Below are 24496 nucleotides of genomic sequence, written 5' to 3' on the forward strand. Positions count from 1 at the left end.
ATCAAGTGAAGAATATTCCTAAATTATGGCGTTACGTTCGTAACGATAAAGGCAAGCTGCTGGTGTATTTCATCTGCAGCTTGTTGTCTACTGTATTTGCCCTGTTTTCATTTACCATGATCGCACCGGTGTTGCAGACAATATTTACAGGAACGCAAACCTTGCCCAATACCAAGGGCAATATCGTTACCGTCATTACTCAGTTTTTTAATGAGGTAATTGCTACAGAAGGCAAGCTAACCGCACTCACCTATTCTGTGTTGCTTGTGGTGATTGCGACAGTATTAAAAAATGCATTTCTTTACCTCTCTCTGCGCATATTAAATCCCTTAAAGAATAATGTGCTGCGCCGCCTGAGAGAAGACATGTTCAACAAATCCCTGTCATTACCCATAGGCTATTTCACAGAAGAGAAGAAAGGTGACCTGATCTCTAAAATGACGAATGATGTGGTAGAGGTAGAAGCCTCTATTATCGGGGTTATTGAAACCGTATTCCGCGAGCCGATCACGATCATAGCTGTTCTGACCTACATGTTTACCATGAGCGTTCCGCTTACTTTGTTCATGTTTATTTTCCTGCCGGTAGCCGGATTGATTATCGGGAGAGTCGGTAAATCACTGAAACGTCCGTCCAATATGGCGCAGGAGCAATTGGGCGATATGCTGGGGACCATTGACGAAACCCTGGTAGGTATGCGTGTGGTAAAAGCATTTAATGCAGAATCGCATCAGCGCTCCCGCTTTACAAAACTGAATAACGATCTGTTCCGGATCAAGAACAAAATATCCATGCGCCGCGATGCGGGTTCTCCGATGTCCGAAACCCTGGGTATTATTGTAGTCTGCATTATACTTTGGTTTGGCGGTCGCCTGATCTTTAGTGGCAATAGTAGCCTTACAGGTCCTTTCTTTATTGTATATATAGGTTTGTTTTACCAGATCATTAATCCGCTCAAAAACCTGTCCGGTGTATTTTATAATATGCAGAAAGGAGCCGCAGCACTGGATCGGGTAGAATCATTCCTGTCTACAGAAAACAATATAACAGAACAGGCAGATCCTGTTCCGGTAAAGGGATTCAATCATGCGATCGAGTTTAAAAATGTAAATTTTTATTACGGAGATAAGGCTATTCTTAAAGATATCAACCTGACGATAGAAAAAGGGAAAACCGTAGCACTCGTTGGTGCTTCGGGAGCGGGAAAATCTACATTGGTAGATCTCATACCGCGATTTCATGATGTGACTTCCGGTAGCATTACCGTGGACGGGACCGATGTCAGAGCCTGCCGTATTTTCGACCTCAGAAAACAAATCGGTGTAGTATCTCAGGAGCCGATCCTGTTTAATGATACAATCTATAACAATATTACATTAGGCACCGGTGGCGCCAAGGAAGAAAGTATTATTCATGCGGCAACGATAGCCAATGCACATAAGTTTATCAGTCAGAAAGAAGGAGGTTATGCTTCAGGAGTAGGAGAGCGCGGTTCTCGCCTTAGTGGGGGAGAGCGTCAGCGTATTACGATTGCCCGGGCAATATTAAAAAACCCTCCGATTCTTATTCTCGATGAGGCCACATCTGCCCTGGATACAGAATCTGAAAAAGTTGTACAGGAAGCAATCAATGAGCTAATGAAGAATCGAACCAGCATTGTTATTGCACACAGATTGTCTACAATATATAATGCCGATGAGATCATTGTGATGGATAAAGGATCGATTGTAGAACGGGGTAATCACCACGAATTAATGGACCGGAAGGGTACATATTATAAATTAGTTTCCATGCAACAGTTCAAATAGCCTCCGGGCTATTTTTTTTGCGCCTTCCTTTCTTTTATGGATAAATAATCTTAACATATGGTAAAATATGTGTATTAATATATGTGTTAAGTGTTTTTTTATTACTATTTAATAATCAATTAGTAAAGTAACTAATGTAATTTTTTTGTAATTTTTTTGCTATTGTGTTAAATTTTATTTAAGTTTGGTTTAGACAATAAAAGAAATATTTATGAAAAAATTACTACTACCCATCGCGTTGGTAGCGGCCACTAGCGTAGCTGCTTTCGCACAAAGCCGCGTCGTTAAAGGGCGCGTTCTGGACGAAACGGGAGAAGCAGTGCTTGGAGCCAGTGTGGTGATCAAAGGCACGCAATCCGGTACCGTTACAGATGATAACGGGAACTTCACCATTAGCGTTCCGGAAGGGAGCAACACCCTCATTATCTCTTCTTTAGGCTTGGGCACCCAGGAGGTCGCCGCCGGAGACGGAAGCAAGTCTGTTACAGTTTCATTCCAGAATTCAAAAAGTACAGAGCTTACAGGTGTCGTTGTAACGGCCCTTGGTATTAAAAGAAGCGAAAAATCTTTAGGATACTCGACTCAGCAAGTAAGCAAAGAGCAGTTAGAGAATGCAAGAGCAAATAATGTTGTGGATGCGCTTGCCGGTAAGGTTGCCGGTGTTCGTGTAAATGGTCAGTCTGGTGGTGTTGGCGGATCTTCTAAAATCATTATCAGGGGAGCCTCCTCTTTATCTGGTAGTAGTCAGCCACTCTTTGTAATTGACGGAGTACCTATTAGTAATGCTGCACAAGGCGGCAGCGGTGGTGGTGCCGGAGTTGGAGTAGATTATGGAAATAGAGCTGGAGATATTAATCCTGATGATATTGAAACAATGTCCGTATTAAAAGGACCTGCAGCAACAGCTCAATATGGCTCTTTAGCTAAAGATGGTGCAATTATCATTACTACAAAGAGAGGGTCGAAAAATGCGGCATTGTCAGTAAGTGTAAATTCATCTTATAGGGTGGAGAAAATACTGATCAAACCTGAATTGCAATCGGAGTATGCTCAAGGAAACTATGGAGTCTACAATTTGAGATTTGCAAATGGTTGGGGTCCTAAAATCTCTGATATGGCGAATACGCCTGTGACGGATTATTTAGGCAGGACAGTGACATTACAGGCACATCCTGATAATATTGATAACTTCTTCCAGACTGGAAGTACAGCAATTAATGACATAGCTGTTTCTGGAGGAAATGATAAAAGTGATTATAGAATTGGTTTTGGAGCTTTAAATAGTAAAGGCATTGTATTGAATCAAGAATTAAACCGGTATAATTTGAGCGCAAATGTTGGGCATAAGTTTACTGATAAGTTTTCTTCCCGCTTCACTTTAACTTATACTAATTCGAATTCTAACGGTCGTCCGGCACAAAGTTCTAATAATCCAAATGTTTTATCATCATCTATATACGCTATTCCTGTAACTGTAGATGTAAATGATCTGAAGGCGAATTATCAGACAGAAGCCGGAGTACAGAATAACCTTACAACTGATAAAACAGGAAATAATCCATTCTGGATTTTAAATAAAAACCTTAACGGAAATAAAGTGAATCGCTTCATGGGTAGTGCTAATTTGGAGTATAAAGCAACAGATTGGTTAACCATAAGTAATACATTTGGTTTCGATGCATTTAACGACAGCCGTTTGGGCTATGTAAGAGCAGGTACTGCCGGGGATATGAAAGGGAGCTATCTGACTGCCGACATCTTTAATAAGCGTTTTAATAATGACTTTATTGTTACAGCCCAAAAACAGATAAACAAAGACTGGAATTTAAGAGGAATGGTCGGAACCAACTTGCTAGATCGAAGAATTGATCAAAGTACGGTTGCGGGTTCTAACTTCCTCCTGGACGTGAAAGATGGAGTGTTCAGACCAGGAAATGTAGAAACTGTTATTGCTGACAGAGATTATGCAGGTTCTCGCTTGATTGGTTTATACGGAGAGTTGAGCGCTTCATATAAGGATTATTTATACTTGTCTGTTACAGGTAGAAATGACTGGTCTTCAGCCTTAGTATATACCGGGAACTACTCATACTTCTATCCTTCTGTTTCTGGATCTTTTGTATTCAGTGAGCTAATGAATTCCAATAAAGTATTGTCCTTTGGTAAATTAAGAGCAAGCTGGGCGAAAGTAGGTTCGGATACTGATCCATATACTACCTTATTGACATATAGTCCATTGACTTCGTTCTTTACACAATTCTCTCTACCTGGTAATTTCCCATTCTTAGGACGAGGCGCTTTTGCTGCTCCTCTTGTTTTGCCTAACGAGACTTTAAAGCCTCAAATAGCTACTTCCTATGAGATTGGTACTGATTTGAGATTCTTTGGTAATGTAATAGGTTTAGATGTGACATATTACAATACTATAACCAGAAATCAGATTATGCGTATTACAGTTCCTGCATCAACTGGATACTTTAATAAGCAAATTAATGCCGGTTCAATTACAAATAAAGGGCTGGAAGCAATGTTAAGAGTAAGTCCATTCAGCAATAGTAAAAGTGCTTTCCAATGGGACTTCATGGCCAATTTCTCGCATAACAAACAAGTTGTTAATGAGTTGGATGGTTATTTGCAAGAGTATGCAGTGCAATCAGGCTGGAGTGGTTTACAGGTGAAAGCACCGGTTGGTGGAAGTTTCGCTATATATGGATCCAAATGGAAACGTTCTCCTGAGGGCGAAATTGTAATCAATAAAACCACTGGGCTGAGAGAAGTTGTACAAAATCAGTTTATTGGTAAGGTCAATCCTGATTTTATGCTGGGTATCAGCAATAAATTTTCCTTTAAGGGAGTGTCTTTAGGTTTTTTAGTTGATATCAGACAAGGAGGAGTATTCTACTCTGGAACAGTAGCAGCTTTAAGATCTTCAGGTATGGCCGCAGAAACAGTTGCAAATAGAGATGCTACTTTTGTAGACAAAGGAGTGAATGATAACGGTGACGGTACCTACTCTCCAAATGCTACACCAGTACAAAGTATGCAGGATTTCTGGAACACTTATTCTTCTACTTCTAACACAGAAGGTAATGTATTTGATGCATCTTTTGTAAAATTAAGAGAAGTTACTCTTTCATATGCCTTCCCTGAAAAAATCAGACCATTTAAGAAAGCCGTAAAAGGTCTTGAAATTGGGTTTGAAGGAAGAAATTTATGGTTGATTAAATCTTATGTACCGCATGTAGACCCAGAGATGAGTTATTTTGGAGCAGGAAGTGCAGGAGATGGAGTGGAGTTTAACAGCTTCCCTGCTACAGCGACCTATGGTATTAATTTAAAAGTAAAATTCTAAACTTATGAAGAAGATAATAATATTAGCATTAGGAGCAATCTCATTAGGTTCTTGTAAGAAGTCATTTGAAAAAATGAATATAAATCCTAATGAGTCGCCCGCAGCAACACCTGAGTTGTTGTTTAGCGGAGCTGCAGTTAACTTGTCGAATACAAGAGTAGGAGGTGATTTATATGTGTCTATAGCCTTGGCGGCACAAACAGTAGCCTCCGGAGGAAACGCCGGTTGGGGAGCTGGAGATGTATATGATATAAGTCCATATTCTACTGGTAATATCTGGAGAACAAATTACGTGAATAGCGCTGCCAATCTAAAGCAAGCAATTGACTTTGCACAGCAGTCTACTCCGGTAAGATATGGAGCGATGGGACAATGTCAGGTTCTTTTGGCAGAGACCATGTACGAAACTACAATGATGTATGGTGATGTTCCATATTCCGAAGCTTGGAATAAAGAAATCTCATACCCACATTTTGATGGACAGGAAGCTGTATTAAATAGCTTACTTGCATTATTAGATGAAGCTATTGTAAATCTGAAAAACGAAAATGCAGGGCAAACCACAATTGTATATGAAGATTACTTTTATGCTGGTAATTCAACTAAGTGGCTTACTCTCGCAAATTCATTAAAGTTTAGAATTTTGATGACAATGGTAGATAAAGATCCATCTAAAGCAACTGCATTAGCTGATTTGATGACTAATGATGAAATGATGAAATCTGCCGCTGATAACTTCACCTTTAAGTTTGGTACCAGTACAGGTAACCGCAATCTTAAATTTGAGATACTTAATCAATATGCCGGTGGGTCAAATGCATTCTTTTTTGCTAATAAAACGGTGTTAGATCCAATGTTGGCACAGAATGATCCGCGTATCCCTCATTATTTCACTAAAGGAGCTACAGCGACAGATTTTGTTGGTGTAGGAACAGAGTTGCCAGGAGATTTCGATGCAAACGCAACAATTAGTATGGAATTATATGCTGCAGATGCCCCAGAATATTTAATGACCTATCAGGAATTATTATTCATGCAGGCAGAAGCCGCAGCACGTAATCTTATTCCGGGAGGCTTAGCTACTGCAGAAGCCAAATACCAGGAGGCATTAAAAGAAGCATGTTTGCTGTACGGTGTATCTTCTGTAGATGCTAGTACTTTTGCTGGTTCAAAAACCCTATCGGCTTCCACTGCTGTTAAGGAAATTCACTTACAACAATGGATTGATCTTATGGACCGTCCTTTGGAGGCATTCAATACATGGAGAAGGTCTGGTACCAAAGGGAATGAAGTACCTTCACTTACAGTGCCACCTGGTGCACCGGCAGGAAATCTTATTTATAGGTTATTATGGCCTACAGACAATGAAATTCTGCCAAATATAAATGCCCCAAAAGGGGTATTCCATTACTATGATCAATTATGGTTTGACCTATAAACAACAATTTTTATGAAAAAAATACATAACATCGCATTGCTTGGTTTGGGGTCATTGCTATTGGTTGCATCATGTAAGAAGTATGATGGCGACAGCTATGATTTTTCAAATACAGCGAAAAAGTATATTAAGCTTCAGGCAGGACAGAATATTGAAATTAATAGCGCGACTATTGATACTACTGTAATTGTAGGAACTGATACAACTGAATGCTATTATTATATCCCAACTCCTGCTGTTTTAAAGGTTGAAACAAGAGAGGGCATGCCGAATGCAGTTAACTATGTTGTCGAGTATAAAACAGACAACAAAACGGCAGATCTAAATGGGGTCTTAAATGCATTTACTACTTTAAGTAATTTGACAGTTTCAACTGATGATTCTGAGTTCGGTTCAGAAGAGACAATTGAGGGCACACTGAAGCTAAAGAGTGCAACGGGTATGGACTTAAGATTAGGGTATCCGTTGGAAGGTAGTGGAGTGACAGTAAGCTTTACAGCAAATAAGCCATATGTGCTTCATGAATATTAGAATTTAGTTTGCGAATAAACTATAAAGGCTGCCATTTGGCAGCCTTTATAGTTTATGGGTTTTGTTGTTCGTCTTACATATCCCTTACAGGATTCACCACAATTCTTTCCACACAAGCTTTTGAACTTAATTGAGTGCATTGCCAGGTCAGGGCCGCAATATCTTCAGCATCCATAAGTTTGTCTTCATCCACACCGCTGCCATCCCAGCTGGGACTTATGGTTGGTCCCGGACAAATGGCGGTAACGCCAATACCATAAGGTTTACAGGCTTCACGCAGATTGTCGGAAAGGCCTAGCATCGCATACTTACTAATACTGTAACTGGAGCCTCCGGCATAGGAATGAAGTCCGGCGACAGAACAGATATTGATGATATGACCTGCACCTTTCCCCTTCATTGAAGGGACAATAGCTCTGCTCAGGTGATAGGCACTCATTACATTTACCTCCATCATATATGACAATTGCTCTTCTTGTTCATCAATCACCGTGCCCGGAAGAAAAATGCCGGCATTATTGACCAGCACATCTACATGCATTAATTCCTGCAACATAAGAGCAGCAAAAGATTTGACCTCTTCCTGGCGGTAGAAATCAGCCGCATAAATAACAATACGCCGTTCAGGGTATCGCTCATGCCAGGTTGATTGTAATGCGGTTAGTGCTTGCTGGTTACGGGCACAAATGCCGATATCGTAACCCTCTGCTAAAAATTTCTGTGCAATTGCTTTACCAATGCCTTGTGTAGCACCGGTAATCACTGCCGTTTTATGATTCATAATATCAGGAAGCAATAAGATAGTGTAAGGAAGTGTCTTTGTTTAATCTGGCCTTTACGAAAGGACATAAAGGGCGTATTTTTAATTCTTTCTCCTTTACGAAATCAATCAATGCATTAAACAGCATAGCGCCCAAGCCCTTACCCTCGTATGCGGGATTAACCTCTGTATGTAAGGCGGTCAATACCTCACTTGTGGTAATTTCATATTCCAGTACTCCTGCTACCGCCTCCCCGTCAAATACTTTAAAAGCACCCTTATCATTTCTCTGGATGTGTTTTACTTCCATAAATTTCAGTCTTTGTTTTATCGGTGAATGTTTCATCAGCTATAATCCTGTAATCATTGCCAGGCTGCAATACTACAAGGCATGTGATGGTTTTTGGTTATCTATAGCAAGATAAGGAAAATAAAGTAAAAACAGGTGGCTCATTCAAATGTGATATCATAAAATAAGCCGACCTCAGGGCCGGCTTATTTTATGATTTTACCTTAGTGGCAACGCGTTTCAGATCTTTCATTTTAAAGTTGTAGGAGACCGGAACATAAAAATTCATGATCATCTCTCCCGTCTTGCTGTTGAAAATACCCACGTACTTATCGGTACTGCTTTTGATGTAAGACAGATACCAGATCCCCTCCGGATGCTGTTCTGCAAGCTTCCTAAGCTCTGCACTGCTTACATATTTAGCCGGGAAGGGATAAGCCGATTTCAGATCATCCGTATCTTCTTCTGTGTCCTTTTCATCCATAGTGAACATATTGAATTTTGTATTCACATAGTCCGGAATGTATAACGTTTCTGTTTGTAATTTCTTTAATTCATTTTTATCGATATGCTCTTCGAATGCAGAACGTAATGTCTCCTGTTGCAGGCCATCGTTGATTACTTTCAGGTAGCCGCTGATCATTAACGGATTCCAGTTCTGCATCTCCGCCTCGCTGTACATGTAAGGCGTTATCTTTTGTCCGAAAGTCTTATTGCTTGTAGCAAAGCGCATTGTTTGTCGGTACGATTCACTATCCAGGTGCAGCATAAACTTTCCAAACAATTGCTGTTCCAGATGGCCCTTTTTATTGGCCTCCAGCATATAAAGATCATAGGACAGGTGAGTATGATAAGTAGTCGTACTCTGGCCTCTGCGTATAGTTACAAAACCACCGAAAAAAAAGAAACTTGATTTTCGTTTATCCAGGCTGCGCATTTCATCCTGCCTGATAATTTTGAATGGCGTAACCGTCCATACCTTGGCAATCGCTTCCTGGAAAGCATCCAGTTGCTGATAATCCCGTTCCTGTAAAATGAAATAAGTAGTGCTCTGCTTGAATTTCGCCATCTCCTCCTTGCTGATCTTTCCTGGCCCGGCACTGGACATGCTACTCCCGATCTGGATCTGGGCATTGGCCGGAGTATATATAGAACCCAGTACACAAGTAGCTAAGGCCACCGCAATCATTTTTATATTATTCATTGTGATCTGAAATTTGAGGTTCAAAGATTAAATATCTTTCCTGTAATTCCAACAGGTATTTAAGAAATTGTATACATGAAAAATCCTGCAAGCACGCTTGCAGGATTTGAATATATTGTTGAAGCTATTAATAGGCTCTTGCAAATAATACTCTTTGTGTACTTGGCTTACCGGTAAGAATACATTTACCTTCTTCCTGCGGATTGTCCAGTGGAATACAACGTATAGTCGCTTTGGACAGTTCTTTGATCTGCTCTTCAGTCTCCGGTGTGCCGTCCCAGTGTGCCGAAATAAATCCGGATTGGTTATCCAGCGTACTCAGGAATTCTTCCCAGGTATCTACTCTGCGGATATTGCTGTCACGGAAGTTCTGAGCACGCAGGAACATGTTCTGTTGAATATCTTCCAGCAATGTCTCCAGCTTATCTGCCAGGACATCCAGATCGTAGTTTTCTTTTGTTCGCTCATCACGTCGGGCTACCTCAACGATATTGTTTTCCAGATCGCGGGCACCCATAGTGATGCGTACCGGAACGCCTTTCTTCTCATACTCCGCAAATTTCCATCCTGGTCTTGTCTGATCATTATCGTCATACTTCACACGGATGCCTTTCGCTTTCAGTTGTCTCATCAGCTCATCCACTTTTTCATCGATCATTGCCTTCTGATCATCACCTTTATAAATCGGTACGATGACTACTTGTAGCGGTGCAATACGCGGAGGCAGGATCAGTCCTTCATCATCACTATGTGCCATAACCAGTGCTCCGATCAGTCGGGTAGAAACGCCCCAGCTGGTTGCCCATACATAATCCAGATTGTTGCTCTTATCACTGAATTTTACATCAAAGGCTTTAGCAAAGTTCTGTCCCAGAAAGTGAGATGTACCAGCCTGTAATGCCTTACCATCCTGCATCATTGCTTCTATACAGTAAGTGTCTTCTGCACCGGCAAAGCGTTCGTTGGCCGATTTTACACCCTTGATTACCGGTAATGCCATATAATGCTCCACGAATTCAGCATAAACATTCAGCATTTTCACTGTTTCTTCCAGTGCCTCTTCTTTGGTGGCATGGGCAGTATGCCCCTCCTGCCATAAGAATTCTGCAGTACGGAGGAACAGGCGTGTGCGCATCTCCCAGCGTACAACATTGGCCCATTGGTTGATCAGGATAGGCAGATCACGGTAAGATTGAATCCAGTTTTTATAAGTATTCCAGATGATCGCTTCAGAAGTCGGTCTTACAACCAGTTCTTCTTCCAGTTTTGCTTCCGGGTCTACAATCAGTTTTCCTTTATTATCGGGGTCGGTTTTTAAACGGTAGTGGGTTACCACGGCACATTCCTTTGCAAAGCCTTCAGCATTTTTCTCTTCAGCTTCGAAAAGGCTTTTCGGGACAAACAATGGGAAGTATGCATTCACATGACCGGTTTCCTTGAACCTTTTGTCCAGTACATCTCTCATGTTTTCCCAGAGGGCAAAGCCGTAAGGTTTGATGACCATACAGCCTCTGACAGCAGAATAATCGGCTAATTCTCCTTTAATGATAAGATCATTATACCACTTCGAATAATCTTCTGCCCGCGCCGTAATTTCTTTACTCATTGTTTTAAACCTTTTAAATTAGTTAAAGTCTATATAATATATAAAAATAATTAGCGCAAATGTAGTATTTTTGAATGGCATCTAACTAGGTAAGTTGGATATTTTTGAAGAGGCTTTTGCGCGCTTCACCAATAAATTTTTTATAGCCATGAAAAAGTTTTTAATTACCGGATTAGCAATCATGTTGAGCAGTGGAGCACTGATGGCTCAATATGATGATGACGCGTATGCACCATCAAGCAATCGTCCTGCTACCCAGGAGGAGTCATATAACGACGGCAACGGCAGTCGTGAGCGTTACAGCGAATATGATGAGAACGACGGGTACATCGATTATGATGATGATTCATACACTACACGCTTCCGTCGTTTCAATAGCATGTATATGGGTTACAATTACTGGAGCCCTATGTATAGTCCTTATTGGGCAAACCCATATTATTCAGATCCATTCTGGTATCGTCCGGGATTCTCTTTTAGTTGGGGTCTGGGCTATAACCCGTATTGGGGTTCCGGCTGGGGCTGGAACAGTTACTGGGGTTATGGCGGAGGCTATGGCTGGGGTTACCCGTATTGGGGTAGTGCCTATGGTGCCGGATGGGGTTATCCTTATTACGGCGGTGGCTGGAATAATGGTTGGAACGGAGATGGCGGACGCTATGGTCGCAGTGTTAACACGGGCACCAGAACCGGTTTCGGATCTGCACGCAGCTCAAGCTTCGGCGTACGCCCAGCACCTGGTGCAGGCAATCCAAATCCGGGAAATAGCGGTGGATACGTAAGAAGAGGCGCTCCGGGAACAGGCAATGTTGGTAATAATAACGGAAATCCGGGACGGGTTAATCCATCAAATAACAGCGGATACATGAGAAATCCGGGTACTAATGGTGGGGTACAACGTATGCGTGACAATAACGCTCCGGCTCCACGATATAACAGAGGTAATGATGTGAACCCTCCGCAACAATATGACAGAGGCAATAGCAGACCAGAACCTTCACGCAATTATACACCTGCACCTAGCCGTAGTTTCGACAACGGTGGTGGTGGTTCCCGCGGTGGCGGTGGCTTCAACAGCGGCGGCGGTAGTCGTGGCGGTGGAGGCGGTGGTTACAGACGCTAATTCACTAATATATTTGACTCACCTCGTGAATCGATTATAATAATTATAGAGGGCCGGTCCGCATTGCGGACCGGCCCTCTATAATATATAGGAAAAATGACCAGAATGACTAAAAATTCAGCATGTTTCTGTAAATTCGCGTATCTTTTTAAACACATAAATCAATTTCAATTATGGCAGAGAAAATTTCAATGGGTTCCAATGGGAAACTACAGGTACCGGACAATCCAATTATTCCTTTTATTGAAGGAGACGGCATCGGGCCGGAAATTTGGAGCGTAGCGCAGAAGGTATTTGATGCTGCAGTTGAGAAAGCTTATGATGGAAAGAGAAAGATCGAGTGGAAAGAAATGCTGGCTGGAGAAAAAGCGTTTAACCAGACAGGTAACTGGTTGCCGGATGAAACACTGGAAACAGCTAAGGAATATATCGTATCTATTAAAGGCCCTCTGACTACACCAATTGGTGGCGGTATCCGCTCTCTGAATGTTGCTATGCGTCAGACATTAGATTTATATGTTTGTCTGCGCCCGGTACAATGGTTCAAAGGTGTACCTTCTCCTGTAGTGCATCCTGAGTATGTAGATATGACTATCTTCCGTGAAAATACAGAGGATATCTATGCTGGTATCGAATGGAAAGCGGGTACTCCTGAAGCTGCAAAATTTGAGAAATTCCTGCTGGAAGAAATGGGTGTAAGCAAAGTGCGTTTCCCGGGCTCTTCTTCTTACGGTGTTAAGCCGGTTTCAGAAGAAGGTTCAAAACGCCTGGTACGTGCTGCAATTGATTACGCACTGGAGCATAACCTGCCATCTGTAACACTGGTACATAAAGGTAATATCATGAAATTCACTGAAGGTGGATTCAAGACATGGGGTTACGAAGTTGCCCGCCAGGAGTATGGTGACAGAACCTTTACCTGGGATGAGTGGGATCAACTGAAGAAAGATCAGGGTGAAGAAGCTGCCAACGAAATACAGCGTAAAGCACTGGCAGAAGGCAAACTGCTGGTAAAAGATGTAATTGCGGATAACTTCCTGCAACAAATCCTGCTGGCTCCGCGTGACTACTCTGTAGTGGCTACACTGAACCTGAACGGTGACTACATCTCTGATGCCCTGGCTGCTGCTGTAGGTGGTATCGGTATCGCTCCTGGTGCGAATATTAACTACAAAACCGGTTATGCCGTATTTGAAGCAACACATGGTACAGCACCTAAATTTGCAGGTACTAACTCTATGAACCCATCTTCTGTAATCCTGAGTGGTTGCATGATGCTGGAATATATGGGCTGGAAAGAAGCTGCAGATATGATCACCTCTGCACTGCAGGCGACGATTATGCGCAAGCAGGTTACTATTGACTTCTACAACCTGATGACTGGTGCTACATTACTGAAAACGGATGAGTTCGGTAATGAGATCACCAATAATATGGGTGTTGTTACCGGCGATGGTCAATTGAAAAAATCAAGCAGCCTTTAAGCTGATATAATATCTTTAATTAAAGTAAAAGCGCGTCATATTTTATGACGCGCTTTTACTTTATAGATTGTTTCTGTATTCAGGGAAAATACAAAGCGCTTACAGGGTCACTGTAAGCGCTTTGTACGTCGTCGTTATGGGCAATATTAATATATAGCGGTATAAGCCGTATTATATTCGTTGAAACTAACTTTATCCCAAGAGAAACCGTTGTCATCACTTCTGTAAACACCTTTTGAGGTAGCAATATACAGGAAGTTAACTCTGTTCCCGTCCTTATACACATTGTATTTTGCGGTAATGCCGGAAATCTTCGTGCCGATGTCCAAACCTGTATTCGCTTTTACAAAAGAAGTCGAGGTACTGGCAAAGTACACATCATTTTCTGTTGCTACAGCCAGTGTACCGGAAGCACCGGAAGCTGCACCTACAAATTTTTCAGTGCCGGCTGTAGGCAATGAACCCACGCCAAATTTAGTCCAGTTCACTCCTTCGTTAAGGCTGTACCAGGCACCACCAAAGCCATTGTAATCTACAATGAAGAGGTCTGTATTGTTAGAGGTCAGGAAGTAAGCAGATGCTGAAGGGAATACACCTTCTACTACTACCGCATTCCAGTTGTCGTCAACATTATCTCTGCGGTACAGTACGTTGTAATCGTCATTGAAGGCAAATACAGCATTGTTCAGCAATTGTGCAAAACTGGTGATCATTACATTCGGAGAAGTATTGGCCTGCCATTTCTTATCTTCTTTCCAGGTAATACCACCATCCTCGGAATAAGCTACGCCATTACCGATTTTAGAAGCCATATAAGTGCGTTTATGAGCCGGGCAGTCAAACACCCAGTAGCGCCATGGTTTCGGATTAAAGTCTAAGTAAGTAGATGGATTAAAATTCTTTCCGTTGTTATCGCTATAGAAAATTCTGGATTTCAGCATAATCACATTCGGACCTGCAGCAGAAACCATTGAGGCGGCATAGCCATCCGGTGGAAACATGCTGTTGAAGGTACGTCCGTCATTAGTCTTTACCAGCCAGCCTTCATCTGTAGATGCAATAACTGTATGAGGGGTAAGGATAACCGTATCATTATCTTTGCCAATATTACTTACCTTCTGGCAGCCTTGCAGTGCAGAGAATGCTAGCAGTCCGGCAATAATTTTGGATTTCATGAATCTAATGGGCATACGTTTAAATTTTGCTCAAGATGCTAAAAAAATATGGGAATAGCAAGCAAGATAAGGAAAAAATATATACTTTCTGCAGGCCTCCCTTGAAATTATTATGGGGAATTAAATTCCCATCAGTTCCATGATCTTTTCCAGTTCTTCATCACTGTAAAATTCAATAGTGATGCTTCCCTTGCCGGTCTTTTTACGGTCCAGCTGTACCTTGGCAGAAAAGTGACTGGCCATGTTGTCTTCGATGCGCTTATAGGCTGGAGGTAATTTGTTTCCGTCCTTAGGTGCAGCCGCAGGCTTACGTTCCTGCTGCATCGCTTTTACCATGGCTTCTACCTGGCGTACAGAAAGACCTTTAGTCATGGCTTCGCGATAGACATACAGCTGCTCATCTACATTTTCCAATGCAATAATAGAGCGGGCATGTCCCATACTGAGCGAACCGTCCCGAACTGCTTTCTGGATATCCGGAGGCAGTTTCAGCAAACGCAGGTAGTTGGCTACCGTACTACGTTCTTTCTTCATGCGTTCTGCTACCTGTTCCTGTGTCAGGGTACATTCTTCCATCAGTCGCTTATAGCTGAGTGCTATCTCAATGGCATTCAGGTTTTCCCTTTGCAGGTTTTCCAGCAGCGCCATTTCCAGCAGTTCCTGATCATTCGCTTCGCGGATATATGCAGGTATGTCTTTAAGGCCGGCCATTTTGGAGGCTCTCCATCTGCGTTCTCCGGAGATCAGCTGATAGTCGCCATTGGCCAGTTTTACCACCGTTACCGGTTGTATGATATCGTGCAGTTTTATACTTTCTGAGAGCTCTCGCAAAGCAACTTCATCGAAGTCGTATCTTGGTTGCTTGGGATTGACCTTGATCTGATCGACCGGGATGCGGCCGATATTCACGGGAGTTCTCTTTACTGCACTATTATCTGTCAATCCGGCATCGCTGGACTTCAGTTCTTCATCAATATTATTCAGCAGCGCCCTGATGCCTTTGCCTAAGGCCTGCTTCTTATTGTTGTTGCTTGGGGGCATATTATGCATTTATATTACTTTCAGAATTTTTAATCTTGGTCAGGTTATTCTTTTGCAGAATCTCTTTGGCCAGGTTCAGGTAATTGATCGCACCGGTACTTTCGGTGTCATACATCAATACCGGCTTACCAAAGCTAGGTGCTTCTCCCAGTTTGGTGTTACGGTGAATAATTGTTTTGAATACCAGTTCTTCGAAGTGATTTTTAATCTCTTCTACAACCTGGTTGCTCAGGCGTAAACGGCCATCATACATCGTCATTAAGATACCTTCGATCTGCAGTGCAGGGTTTAATCTTGTCTGTACGATCTTGATGGTGTTCAGGAGCTTGCCTAAACCCTCCAGGGCGAAAAACTCGCACTGTACCGGAATGATTACAGCATCAGCAGCAGTAAGTGCGTTCACGGTAATCAGACCTAAAGACGGGGAACAGTCGATGATGATAAAGTCAAACTCCTGATGCAGTTCCGCAATGGCCTGCTTCAGGATGTGCTCCCTGTTAGGGTGATTAATCAGTTCGATCTCGGCGCCCACCAGGTCCAGGTGAGAAGGCAGTACATACAGGTTTGGTGTTTCTGTTTCCAGCATGATCTGCCTGATCGGCATTTCATTCACCAGACAGTCGTATAAACTGACTTGTATATTTCTCAGGTCAAATCCGTTGCCGGAAGTGCTATTGGCCTGTGGATCTGCGTCAATAAGCAATGTTTTGTATTCCAAAACCGCAAGGCTGGCCGCAAGATTAATGGCAGTAGTGGTTTTGCCGACTCCCCCTTTCTGATTGGCAATAGCTAATACTTTAGTCATACGTTGTACAATTTCTTTAAATAGTCTTGTTCTATTGTGTCTTCCGGCTTATTTGACCGTAATGGTTTCTCCGATTTTTGGCAGGAGCAATGTTGCTCCGGATGCCTGGAATGCAGCCTGTGCCGCATCCTTGTTGATCACGATATACCCGAAGGTATCATAGTGTACGCCCACGATCTGTTTACAACCGATCATTTCTGCGGCGATCACAGCATCATCCACATCCATAGTGAAGTTACCTCCGATAGGCATAATCGCAAAATCAGGGCTGCCGTATTTTGGAATCATGGTAAATTCTGCAGTAAGGCTGGTATCTCCGGTATAGTAAAAGCTACCTTCCCGGGTTTTGATCAGGAAGCCGCCGGGGTTACCTCCATAGCTGCCATCTGGAAGGGCACTGCTGTGTGCTGCGGGTACAAAATGAACTTTACCGAAATCAAATGTTTTGGTACCGAAATTCATCGGATGTACTTTTTCGTAGCCTTGCTTGGTTACCCAATCGATGATCTCGAAGTTGGATACTACTGTAGCCTGCGTTTGCTTTGCCAGCGCGATCAGGTCTGCAACGTGATCGCCATGACCGTGTGATACAAAAATGTAATCTGCTTTTATCGCAGCCATATCCACCTCTTTAGCCAGGGAATTAGGACTGATAAAAGGATCAAACAGGATAGTAGTATCACCAAAATTCACAGAAAAGCACGCGTGTCCGAAAAAAGTAAAGTTCATTGGTCTTACGGAGGTTTTTATGGTCCGTAACCTACAAAAATAACATCTTAATGTCAATTTTGAATGAATTGTTTTGTGTTTCTGTCATCGGGTATCTGAAAGCTTGTGCTGACGCAGGGTATGCACAAAATAAGCACTTACATGCTCCAGTTCATAGTGCCTGCGGATGAGCTGAAATGCCTGTTCGCCCATTTCAGTCACCATATTTATATTATTTAAAAGGCTAATGCAATGTGTTGCAAATGCCGGAGCAGTGTCCGCCACGAGGACTTCTTTGCCATCGGTGGCTGCTTCGATACCCTGCAGTCCTACAGAAGTCGTGATCACGGCCTTGCCGCGGGCCATTGATTGGAGTATTTTTACCCTTATGCCGCCGCCGGAATGGATGGGTACGATCAGGATATTTTTATCTTGTTCAAATGCCCTGGCATCAGCCACTTCGCCCGCCACAGTAACACCAGGCCAGTGGCCGGTGGTAAAGGACTCGGGCATATTGCGGCCGGCAAGGTGTAGTTGTGCCAAGGGTACTTGCTGCAATACAATAGGCCATACATGCTCCAGGAACCATAATATGCCTTCCTGGTTCGGTTGCCAGTCCATTGCCCCGATATGATAAAGGCTCAGGGCGATATTGTTTACTTCATCTTTACTGATCTGGGCAGCAGGTAAGGCAAATGGCACCGTTACAATAGGAATGCTACAGTCTGCCTGGCGATAATGTGCCGCATCAACAGGAGAAATAGCAGCGATGAGATCGTAATCGTTTTTATGTTTTAATTCATATTTTTTCAAGGCCGCAGCCAGCTGATGCAAGTACCATTTCTTTGCCGGATTTCCCGTTGTCCGGGCCAGTCGTTCCCATATTTCAAACTCTACATTATGCTGGCGATAGCAAATTACAGCCTTGCTGTGTTTACGGATCAGGGGCACATAGGGCGTAACAAATAAACCTTCCAGCAATACCACATCAAAGGTTTGCTCCTGCAGTATCCTGGTCAGTGCAGCTGCAAATGCGGCATTGATAAACCGGGCTATGTTATACGATTTGCCCCGAAGCAGATGCGTCAGTGCCGCGACCGGCTTTATACGATTATCAACATCGACAGTAACAACCTGTTTTAATTGGTTGAATAATGCCGGGAATTGCTGTTCCGTAACCCGGTGGCGGGTTGTATTCATAGATAACAGACTTACCTCTGCATCTTGCAGCAGTAAACCCTCCAGCATATTATTAACCGCGAGATTACCCCCGTCGTTTAAAGGATAGGGAATGCGGTTGGTCAGTACTAAGATTCTCATTTTTCAGCCTCCGGTTTTGGAAGGATGATGGTAAAAGATGAGCCATGGTTAGGCTCACTTTCACAAATGATTTTGCCCTCATGCAAATCCATTATGGCTTTTACATAGTTAAGCCCGATACCAAATCCTTTTACATTATGCACGTTACCTGTAGATACACGATAGAAACGCTCAAAGATGTGCCGGACATTACTTTTGTCAATACCAATGCCATTATCAGAGATGGTAAGGCTTACCTGTTTGGGCTGATCTTTCAGAATGACAGATATCTTAGGGCTCACCTCTTCCGGTGTGTATTTGATTGCATTGTCGATAAGGTTACTCAGAGCAATGCTCATATGTTCTATATCAATATTCAGCATCACAGGCTGCTCGCCCAGATCGGCGAGTACGATGCCTTGACGGCTTTCCAGTTTGGTATGATACATCGAGATCACGTCTGTAATGATAGGACGTATATCGGTCATCTTTTTATTGAGCTCCAGCTCTCTTTTCTGTCCCAGCGACATCTGTAATACACGTTCTACCTGCATTTCAAGCCTTTTAGCTTCAGACTCAATAATAGTTGCATAATTGAGCAGGCGCCCCGGATTCTGAATAATGGTAGGCTTCTTCAATACAGATGATGCCAGTTGTATGCTCGCCAGCGGTGTTTTAAACTCGTGCGTCATGTTTTTCACAAAGTCTTTCTGCATTTGGCTCAGGCGCTTCTGGTTCAGGATCACATATACGATATAGGCCATAAACAGCAGTACACCAACGAGGAAGACAGAGGAGATCATCCAGAAGGTAAGCTGAGACGCGAGGTAGTCTTTGCGGGTAGGGAAGTATACCACAAAGTAGTAGTTCTCGATTTTTGTTTTGGGAATGTCCACGAAATCTGTTGGACGGGCAGTACGGTTACTCAGGTTAATGAAGCGTTTGTACTCCATATCATTATTCATACAATCATGCAGACCGTATACAAAATCTGTGTAGAGATCATTGGTCGTAAAGGACTCTTTCAGGAAATGCTCCAGAATCTCCTGCTCTATATGTTCATTGATCTTTACAAAATAATAATCTGACGATACTCGGGTCACAACATTGTACATCGCGGCTTGCGACTGCTTGTACTCCCAAACTTTCACTGCTACATCTCTCAGTGCAATATTTACATTGAGGTCAAATTTTTTGTTCTCAAATACATATGCCCTGCGTACCCAATATACCTGAGTAATTACAATCCCCACGGTACAGAGGGATGCCAGGATAAATATTAATCTTAAATTTTTCATTTTTTCACTTCCTTTATTCGGTCCGGGTTACTGGCAATAAAATCTGCCCAGCCTTTAACGACTTTCTTTTTAGCGGTAATACGGGCTACGGTCTCTCCGCCACGGGACTGGTAATGATGGCATAGGGCTACCGCTACAGCATCTGTTGCATCAAGATAATCAGGATTGGCCTCAAATTTCAGGATATGCTGCAGCATTTTCCAGACCTGTTCTTTAGAGGCATTGCCATTACCGGTTACCGATTGCTTTATTTTTTTTGGAGCATATTCTACCGTACGGCTACCATGCGCCATAGCCGCTGCAATAGCTACTCCCTGGGCCCTGCCCAGTTTCAGCATACTTTGTACATTTTTTCCGTAAAACGGAGCCTCCAGTGCCACGGCAATCGGTTGGTGTCTTTGCACAAGGGCACTTACCCGCTCAAAAATATAATTGAGCCGGTCGCCATGATCTTTATGCTTGGAAAGGTGCAATACGCCCATTTCCAGCAGAGAAATTGTACTTTTGTCAACCGATATTACACCATAACCCATTACGAGTGTCCCGGGATCTATTCCTATAATGACCAAACTTGTGGATTTAAACGATTTAGATGGCTGAAGAAGCCCCAAGCCATTGCCAATTTATGAACAAAACTACCAAAAAAATATGGCTCCGTTATATTTTCACACCGGCGCTTCTTGTTTTATTATTGTTTCTTATATATAGGCAACTGACCCTTAGGGGAGACCTTGCAAAACAGTGGGCAACACTGCGCGAACAATTAAATGGACGCACGCTGAAATGGTTCCTGCTGGTACTACTGCTCGCCCCCCTCAACTGGACCCTGGAGGCATTAAAATGGCGTAAGCTCTTATCACGCATCAACCCACTTCCTTTTTACAGGGCTTACCTGTCTATGCTTACCGGAATGGCCTTTTCGCTGGTTACGCCCAACAGGGTTGGGGACTTTGCCGGTCGCATTATGCATGTTCCTGACCGCTATAAATTAAAGGCTGCTCTGGCCAGTATGATCGGCAGTATTGCGCAGATGTGTATTACGGCGAGCTTTGGCATCATAGGGCTGATCTATTATAATATTCACTTTGGGAACAAGGCCAGTTTAATTGCCCTGATTGCAGCCGTATTTATTGCCGTGCTGATCCTGGTGCTGTATCTTAAGGTTGGCAGGCTCTCTTCCTGGTCTACCCGTAACCGCACGCTCCGAAAGGTGAATGTGGCCCTTCGTGTATTGAAGTCTTACCAGAAAAAAGACCTCTTGTATATTCTTGGTTTAGCACTGGGGCGGTTCCTCATATATAATCTTCAGTTTTTATTACTTGTAAATATCCTGGGTGCCGGAGTGCCCTGGGTACCTGGTTTTATGATGTCGGGCCTTATGTTCTGGACCCTGGCTGTTGTGCCCTCTATTGCCATGCTGGAGCTGGGCGTGCGTGGCTATACCGGTATATTCCTGTTTGTACAGACAGGACTGACTACAGCAAGCCTGGCTATACTGGGAGGCTCTTATCTTTTATGGGTAATCAATATGGTGTTGCCCGCAGTATTTGGCAGCCTGGCTATCCTGGCCATCCGGCGAAAATAAAATGATGTAAGTTTTTGTGATATAGGTGTTTTGGTATATATTTGGCTTTACTGCTAAAATAGAGTACCTTTGCAGACTTATTTTTAAAATAACCCTCAAAACACACACATATCCTGTAAGATATGAAGCTATCACAGTTTAAATTTGACATGCCGATCGAGCTGATCGCGCAAAACCCTGCTAAAGAGAGAGATCAAAGCCGCCTGATGGTGATTCACCGCGATACCGGCAAGATCGAACACAAAGTTTTCAAAGACGTTTTAAATTATTTCGAGGACAAAGATGTGATGGTGGTGAACAACACTAAAGTGTTCCCTGCACGTCTGTACGGAAAAAAAGAAAAAACCGGCGCAAAGATTGAAGTATTCCTGCTGAGAGAGTTGCATAAAGCAAACCGCTTATGGGATGTAATCGTTGACCCGGCCCGTAAAATCCGAGTAGGTAATAAACTGTACTTCGGAGATAATGATGAATTGGTAGCAGAAGTAATTGATAATACTACTTCCCGTGGTCGTACAATCCGTTTCCTTTTTGACGGTGATGATGCTGCTTTTAAACAAGTCCTGGACAGTATGGGCGAAACCCCGCTGCCTAAACTGTTTAAGCGCAAGCCAGAGGAAGAAGATAAAGAGCGCTACCAGACGGTATATGCCAAGTATGAAGGTGCTGTAGCAGCGCCGACTGCTGGTCTGCACTTCAGCCGTGAGCTGATCAAACGCCTGGAGATTGAAGGGGTGAAATTTGCAGAAATTACACTGCATACCGGTTTAGGTACTTTCAGACCAATTGAGGTTGAAGACCTGAGCAAACATAAAATGGATGCAGAATATTTCCGTGTAGATGAGTATGCCTGTAGTATTGTAAACAAAGCACTGGAGCAGAAAAAACGCATCTGTGCTGTAGGTACAACTACTATGCGCGCCCTGGAAAGCTCTGTTACCGCACAGGGTTTTCTGAAGCCGGAAGAAGGCTGGACAAACCTGTTCATTCATCCGCCGCATGAGTTCTCTATTGCAAATTCACTGATCACAAACTTTCACCTGCCTAAAACCAGTTTGCTGATTATGGCCTGTGCATTTGGTGGTTATGACCTGGCAATGGAAGCCTATCATACTGCAATCAAAGAAAAATACAATTTCTTCAGCTACGGAGATGCAATGCTGATCCTGTAGTAAAGACATTATACCATTATTATAGAAGTCCTCAATAGTCTTATTGAGGACTTTTTTTATATAAAACATGGTTTTAATGTGTTGTTGTCCGAAAAATGTTCTATATTTGCCGTCTATTTTTCACCAAAAGGAGGTATTAAAGCATGCTAATTATCGATTCTAAGGATTGCGAGAATATTGACAAAGCGCTCAAAAAGTATAAGAAGAAATTTGAGAAGTCTCGTACGTTGAACCAACTGCGCAGACGCCAGTCTTTCACGAAACCATCTATCCAAAAGAGAGAGGAAGTACTGAAAGCCGCATATCGTCAGCAAATTCTTGCTGGAAAAGTGGAATTATAATTTCCCCTTTTCTCGAAAAAGGCACTTAAACGGGCTAACTGATTCAGTTAGCCCGTTTTTTTGTTATAAATTAGTCAAAGCCTGAAAACATTATGGCTTAATGTGTATTTTTATATCGCAGAACTAACCCTGATGGCTGATATGTTATCCCAACTCATTGATCAATTTGAACGATATCTGCGCTTTGAAAAACGCGTCTCTGACCGTACGCTTATTGCGTATAAGGGTGATCTGGATCAATTTTCTACTTATTTAACGGAGCTATACGAGATCGGCGATATTGCTGATGTTAAACCCATACATATTCGTTCCTGGCTGGTATCACTGAGAGAAAAAGATGCGCATAAAGAACGCTCTATGCAGCGTAAGATTTCTGCTCTTAAATCCTGGTATAAGTTTTTGCTGAAACGGCAGCATGTTGCCGTGGATCCCCTGTTGCAAATCAAGGCACCCAAGGCACCTAAGCGCATCCCGGTTTTCCTGGAACAGGAGCAAAGTGAAAAATTGTTTGCCGAAACGGAGTTTGAAGATAGCTTTAAGGGCCGTACGGACCAGCTGATTATGGAGTTGCTGTACCAGACGGGTATACGCCGTGCAGAGCTGATTGGCCTGCAGGAAGCGGATATAGATCTGTATCGGAAACAGATTGTGGTGATGGGAAAAAGAAGTAAGGAGCGTGCTATTCCTATAGGTGCTCAGCTGGCAGATCTGATCCGAAAATATATGCAGGAAAAAAAAGAAAGAGCTTCTGTTGAAAACAAATTTTTATTAACTTTAGACTCAGGAAAGCCACTATACGATAACTATGTTTACCGGAGGGTAAAAGAGTATATCGGTAGTGATATCACTACACTTTCGAAACGTAGTCCGCACGTGATGAGGCACACATTTGCTACCCAGCTGATGAATAATGGAGCCGGAATCAGCGCAATTAAAGAACTTTTAGGGCATAGTAGTTTGGCTGCCACCCAAGTCTATACCCATAGTAATATCGAACATTTAAAGAAAATCTATCAAAAGGCACATCCCAAAGCAAGTAAAGACGACTAAGAGCCCGTTTGGGTACTCTTTAAATTGAATTATTTTAACCTAATTAAATTTTTTACTTATGAACGTTCAAATTCAAACTGTCCATTTCGACGCAGACACAAAACTCATTGATCACATTGAGAAGAAAGTGGAAAAGTTTAAAACGTTTCACGATCGTATCGTTGATGTAGAGGTCACGCTAATCCTCGAACATGTAAATGAAAAGATTAACGATAAGGTGGTACATATTAAAGTCAATATTCCTAAAACCTCGTTGTTCGCCAAACATGAGTCGAAGATATTCGAAGAGTCTTTTGAATCTGCATTCGATTCTGTAGTAAGTCAGATAAAAAAACACAAGGAGAAGTTAACGGCTTAACTTCCATATAAAATATACTATATCCAGGGGCTGCATCAACGCAGCCCTTTTTGTTTCTGTATAAAAACA

The 24496-nt window shown here is 42.7% G+C and carries 22 protein-coding genes; 11 read left to right on the forward strand and 11 right to left on the reverse strand.

What is annotated here, in order from left to right; genetic code table 11:
• The first annotated feature begins 5 nt into the window (after nt 1-5).
• From EMP01_RS13760 to EMP01_RS13775, 4 genes are all read left to right on the forward strand, one after another.
• On the forward strand, nt 6-1808 hold the full coding sequence (locus EMP01_RS13760) for an ABC transporter ATP-binding protein (protein ID WP_129022141.1): 1803 nt from the start codon (nt 6-8) through the stop codon (nt 1806-1808).
• Between the two features lie 211 nt (nt 1809-2019).
• A complete protein-coding gene (locus tag EMP01_RS13765; RefSeq protein ID WP_129022142.1) occupies nt 2020-5160 on the forward strand; it encodes a SusC/RagA family TonB-linked outer membrane protein in 3141 nt (1046 codons plus the stop codon).
• A 4-nt stretch (nt 5161-5164) separates the two neighbouring features.
• Nucleotides 5165-6598 (forward strand): SusD/RagB family nutrient-binding outer membrane lipoprotein, encoded by a 1434-nt coding sequence (locus EMP01_RS13770; RefSeq protein WP_129022143.1) that lies wholly within the window; start codon nt 5165-5167, stop codon nt 6596-6598.
• A gap of 12 nt (nt 6599-6610) precedes the next feature.
• Nucleotides 6611-7129 carry a hypothetical protein gene (locus EMP01_RS13775; protein ID WP_129022144.1) on the forward strand — a complete coding sequence of 173 codons (519 nt, stop codon included), beginning with the start codon at nt 6611-6613 and terminating at the stop codon, nt 7127-7129.
• A gap of 73 nt (nt 7130-7202) precedes the next feature.
• Here EMP01_RS13775 and EMP01_RS13780 read toward each other — a convergent pair whose 3' ends face one another.
• The 4 genes from EMP01_RS13780 to proS form a co-directional block, all read right to left on the reverse strand.
• Nucleotides 7203-7910, reverse strand: coding sequence for an SDR family oxidoreductase (locus EMP01_RS13780; RefSeq protein WP_129022145.1), 708 nt, complete (start codon nt 7908-7910; stop codon nt 7203-7205).
• A 4-nt stretch (nt 7911-7914) separates the two neighbouring features.
• Nucleotides 7915-8199, reverse strand: coding sequence for a GNAT family N-acetyltransferase (locus tag EMP01_RS13785; protein ID WP_161971340.1), 285 nt, complete (start codon nt 8197-8199; stop codon nt 7915-7917).
• Between the two features lie 190 nt (nt 8200-8389).
• Entirely contained in the window at nt 8390-9382 is a 993-nt protein-coding gene (locus tag EMP01_RS13790; RefSeq protein WP_129022147.1) for a hypothetical protein, read from the reverse strand.
• Between the two features lie 127 nt (nt 9383-9509).
• Nucleotides 9510-10988, reverse strand: a complete 1479-nt coding sequence (proS, locus tag EMP01_RS13795; protein ID WP_129022148.1) for a proline--tRNA ligase — start codon at nt 10986-10988, stop codon at nt 9510-9512.
• A 148-nt stretch (nt 10989-11136) separates the two neighbouring features.
• Here proS and EMP01_RS13800 point away from each other — a divergent pair, with 148 nt between their 5' ends.
• Together EMP01_RS13800 and icd are read left to right on the forward strand one after the other, a co-directional pair.
• The gene (locus EMP01_RS13800; protein WP_129022149.1) at nt 11137-12111 is read left to right on the forward strand and encodes a hypothetical protein; all 975 of its coding nucleotides are present in this window, start codon (nt 11137-11139) and stop codon (nt 12109-12111) included.
• Between the two features lie 173 nt (nt 12112-12284).
• Nucleotides 12285-13595: an NADP-dependent isocitrate dehydrogenase gene (gene icd, locus EMP01_RS13805; RefSeq protein WP_129022150.1), complete on the forward strand. Its 1311-nt coding sequence runs from the start codon at nt 12285-12287 to the stop codon at nt 13593-13595.
• A 146-nt stretch (nt 13596-13741) separates the two neighbouring features.
• On the opposite strand, the gene EMP01_RS13810 is transcribed toward icd, so the two are convergent.
• The 7 genes from EMP01_RS13810 to ruvC form a co-directional block, all read right to left on the reverse strand.
• Nucleotides 13742-14785 carry a beta propeller repeat protein gene (locus EMP01_RS13810; protein WP_129022151.1) on the reverse strand — a complete coding sequence of 348 codons (1044 nt, stop codon included), beginning with the start codon at nt 14783-14785 and terminating at the stop codon, nt 13742-13744.
• Nucleotides 14786-14890: 105 nt separating this feature from the next.
• Complete coding sequence (locus EMP01_RS13815; protein WP_129022152.1) at nt 14891-15811, reverse strand: ParB/RepB/Spo0J family partition protein; 921 nt, start codon at nt 15809-15811, stop codon at nt 14891-14893.
• A gap of 1 nt (nt 15812) precedes the next feature.
• On the reverse strand, nt 15813-16616 hold the full coding sequence (locus EMP01_RS13820; RefSeq protein ID WP_129022153.1) for a ParA family protein: 804 nt from the start codon (nt 16614-16616) through the stop codon (nt 15813-15815).
• Between the two features lie 48 nt (nt 16617-16664).
• Nucleotides 16665-17345, reverse strand: a complete 681-nt coding sequence (locus EMP01_RS13825) for a metal-dependent hydrolase (RefSeq protein ID WP_129022154.1) — start codon at nt 17343-17345, stop codon at nt 16665-16667.
• 84 nt (nt 17346-17429) lie between these two features.
• Nucleotides 17430-18644, reverse strand: a complete 1215-nt coding sequence (locus tag EMP01_RS13830) for a glycosyltransferase family 4 protein (protein ID WP_129022155.1) — start codon at nt 18642-18644, stop codon at nt 17430-17432.
• Complete coding sequence (locus EMP01_RS13835) at nt 18641-19921, reverse strand: sensor histidine kinase (protein ID WP_129022156.1); 1281 nt, start codon at nt 19919-19921, stop codon at nt 18641-18643. The genes EMP01_RS13830 and EMP01_RS13835 overlap by 4 nt, the downstream gene beginning before the upstream one ends.
• Nucleotides 19918-20490, reverse strand: a complete 573-nt coding sequence (gene ruvC, locus EMP01_RS13840) for a crossover junction endodeoxyribonuclease RuvC (protein WP_237559547.1) — start codon at nt 20488-20490, stop codon at nt 19918-19920. The genes EMP01_RS13835 and ruvC overlap by 4 nt, the downstream gene beginning before the upstream one ends.
• 56 nt (nt 20491-20546) lie before the next feature.
• Between ruvC and EMP01_RS13845 the strand changes: the two genes are divergently transcribed.
• From EMP01_RS13845 to hpf, 5 genes are all read left to right on the forward strand, one after another.
• A complete protein-coding gene (locus tag EMP01_RS13845) occupies nt 20547-21506 on the forward strand; it encodes a lysylphosphatidylglycerol synthase domain-containing protein (protein WP_161971341.1) in 960 nt (319 codons plus the stop codon).
• A 122-nt stretch (nt 21507-21628) separates the two neighbouring features.
• Nucleotides 21629-22678, forward strand: a complete 1050-nt coding sequence (queA, locus tag EMP01_RS13850) for a tRNA preQ1(34) S-adenosylmethionine ribosyltransferase-isomerase QueA (RefSeq protein WP_129022158.1) — start codon at nt 21629-21631, stop codon at nt 22676-22678.
• A gap of 143 nt (nt 22679-22821) precedes the next feature.
• On the forward strand, nt 22822-23019 hold the full coding sequence (gene rpsU / locus EMP01_RS13855; protein ID WP_129022159.1) for a 30S ribosomal protein S21: 198 nt from the start codon (nt 22822-22824) through the stop codon (nt 23017-23019).
• A 102-nt stretch (nt 23020-23121) separates the two neighbouring features.
• Nucleotides 23122-24069, forward strand: a complete 948-nt coding sequence (locus tag EMP01_RS13860; RefSeq protein WP_237559548.1) for a tyrosine-type recombinase/integrase — start codon at nt 23122-23124, stop codon at nt 24067-24069.
• 58 nt (nt 24070-24127) lie between these two features.
• A complete protein-coding gene (hpf, locus tag EMP01_RS13865; RefSeq protein WP_129022160.1) occupies nt 24128-24427 on the forward strand; it encodes a ribosome hibernation-promoting factor, HPF/YfiA family in 300 nt (99 codons plus the stop codon).
• Nucleotides 24428-24496: the final 69 nt, after the last annotated feature.

It is taken from the genome of Edaphocola flava, assembly GCF_004118155.1.
Taxonomy (GTDB): Bacteria; Bacteroidota; Bacteroidia; order Chitinophagales; family Chitinophagaceae; genus Edaphocola; species Edaphocola flava.

What these genes read in the sequence shown, in the direction of transcription:
- EMP01_RS13780 (WP_129022145.1), bottom strand. Translation starts at nt 7,910, where the DNA reads ATGAATCATAAAACGGCAGTGATTACCGGTGCTACACAAGGCATTGGT.
- EMP01_RS13825 (WP_129022154.1), bottom strand. Translation starts at nt 17,345, where the DNA reads ATGAACTTTACTTTTTTCGGACACGCGTGCTTTTCTGTGAATTTTGGT.
- EMP01_RS13810 (WP_129022151.1), bottom strand. Translation starts at nt 14,785, where the DNA reads ATGCCCATTAGATTCATGAAATCCAAAATTATTGCCGGACTGCTAGCA.
- EMP01_RS13800 (WP_129022149.1), top strand. Translation starts at nt 11,137, where the DNA reads ATGAAAAAGTTTTTAATTACCGGATTAGCAATCATGTTGAGCAGTGGA.
- EMP01_RS13770 (WP_129022143.1), top strand. Translation starts at nt 5,165, where the DNA reads ATGAAGAAGATAATAATATTAGCATTAGGAGCAATCTCATTAGGTTCT.
- EMP01_RS13845 (WP_161971341.1), top strand. Translation starts at nt 20,547, where the DNA reads ATGAACAAAACTACCAAAAAAATATGGCTCCGTTATATTTTCACACCG.
- EMP01_RS13790 (WP_129022147.1), bottom strand. Translation starts at nt 9,382, where the DNA reads ATGAATAATATAAAAATGATTGCGGTGGCCTTAGCTACTTGTGTACTG.
- rpsU (WP_129022159.1), top strand. Translation starts at nt 22,822, where the DNA reads ATGCTAATTATCGATTCTAAGGATTGCGAGAATATTGACAAAGCGCTC.
- EMP01_RS13765 (WP_129022142.1), top strand. Translation starts at nt 2,020, where the DNA reads ATGAAAAAATTACTACTACCCATCGCGTTGGTAGCGGCCACTAGCGTA.
- icd (WP_129022150.1), top strand. Translation starts at nt 12,285, where the DNA reads ATGGCAGAGAAAATTTCAATGGGTTCCAATGGGAAACTACAGGTACCG.
- queA (WP_129022158.1), top strand. Translation starts at nt 21,629, where the DNA reads ATGAAGCTATCACAGTTTAAATTTGACATGCCGATCGAGCTGATCGCG.
- hpf (WP_129022160.1), top strand. Translation starts at nt 24,128, where the DNA reads ATGAACGTTCAAATTCAAACTGTCCATTTCGACGCAGACACAAAACTC.
- EMP01_RS13835 (WP_129022156.1), bottom strand. Translation starts at nt 19,921, where the DNA reads ATGAAAAATTTAAGATTAATATTTATCCTGGCATCCCTCTGTACCGTG.
- proS (WP_129022148.1), bottom strand. Translation starts at nt 10,988, where the DNA reads ATGAGTAAAGAAATTACGGCGCGGGCAGAAGATTATTCGAAGTGGTAT.
- EMP01_RS13775 (WP_129022144.1), top strand. Translation starts at nt 6,611, where the DNA reads ATGAAAAAAATACATAACATCGCATTGCTTGGTTTGGGGTCATTGCTA.
- EMP01_RS13785 (WP_161971340.1), bottom strand. Translation starts at nt 8,199, where the DNA reads ATGGAAGTAAAACACATCCAGAGAAATGATAAGGGTGCTTTTAAAGTA.
- EMP01_RS13830 (WP_129022155.1), bottom strand. Translation starts at nt 18,644, where the DNA reads ATGAGAATCTTAGTACTGACCAACCGCATTCCCTATCCTTTAAACGAC.
- EMP01_RS13820 (WP_129022153.1), bottom strand. Translation starts at nt 16,616, where the DNA reads ATGACTAAAGTATTAGCTATTGCCAATCAGAAAGGGGGAGTCGGCAAA.
- EMP01_RS13815 (WP_129022152.1), bottom strand. Translation starts at nt 15,811, where the DNA reads ATGCCCCCAAGCAACAACAATAAGAAGCAGGCCTTAGGCAAAGGCATC.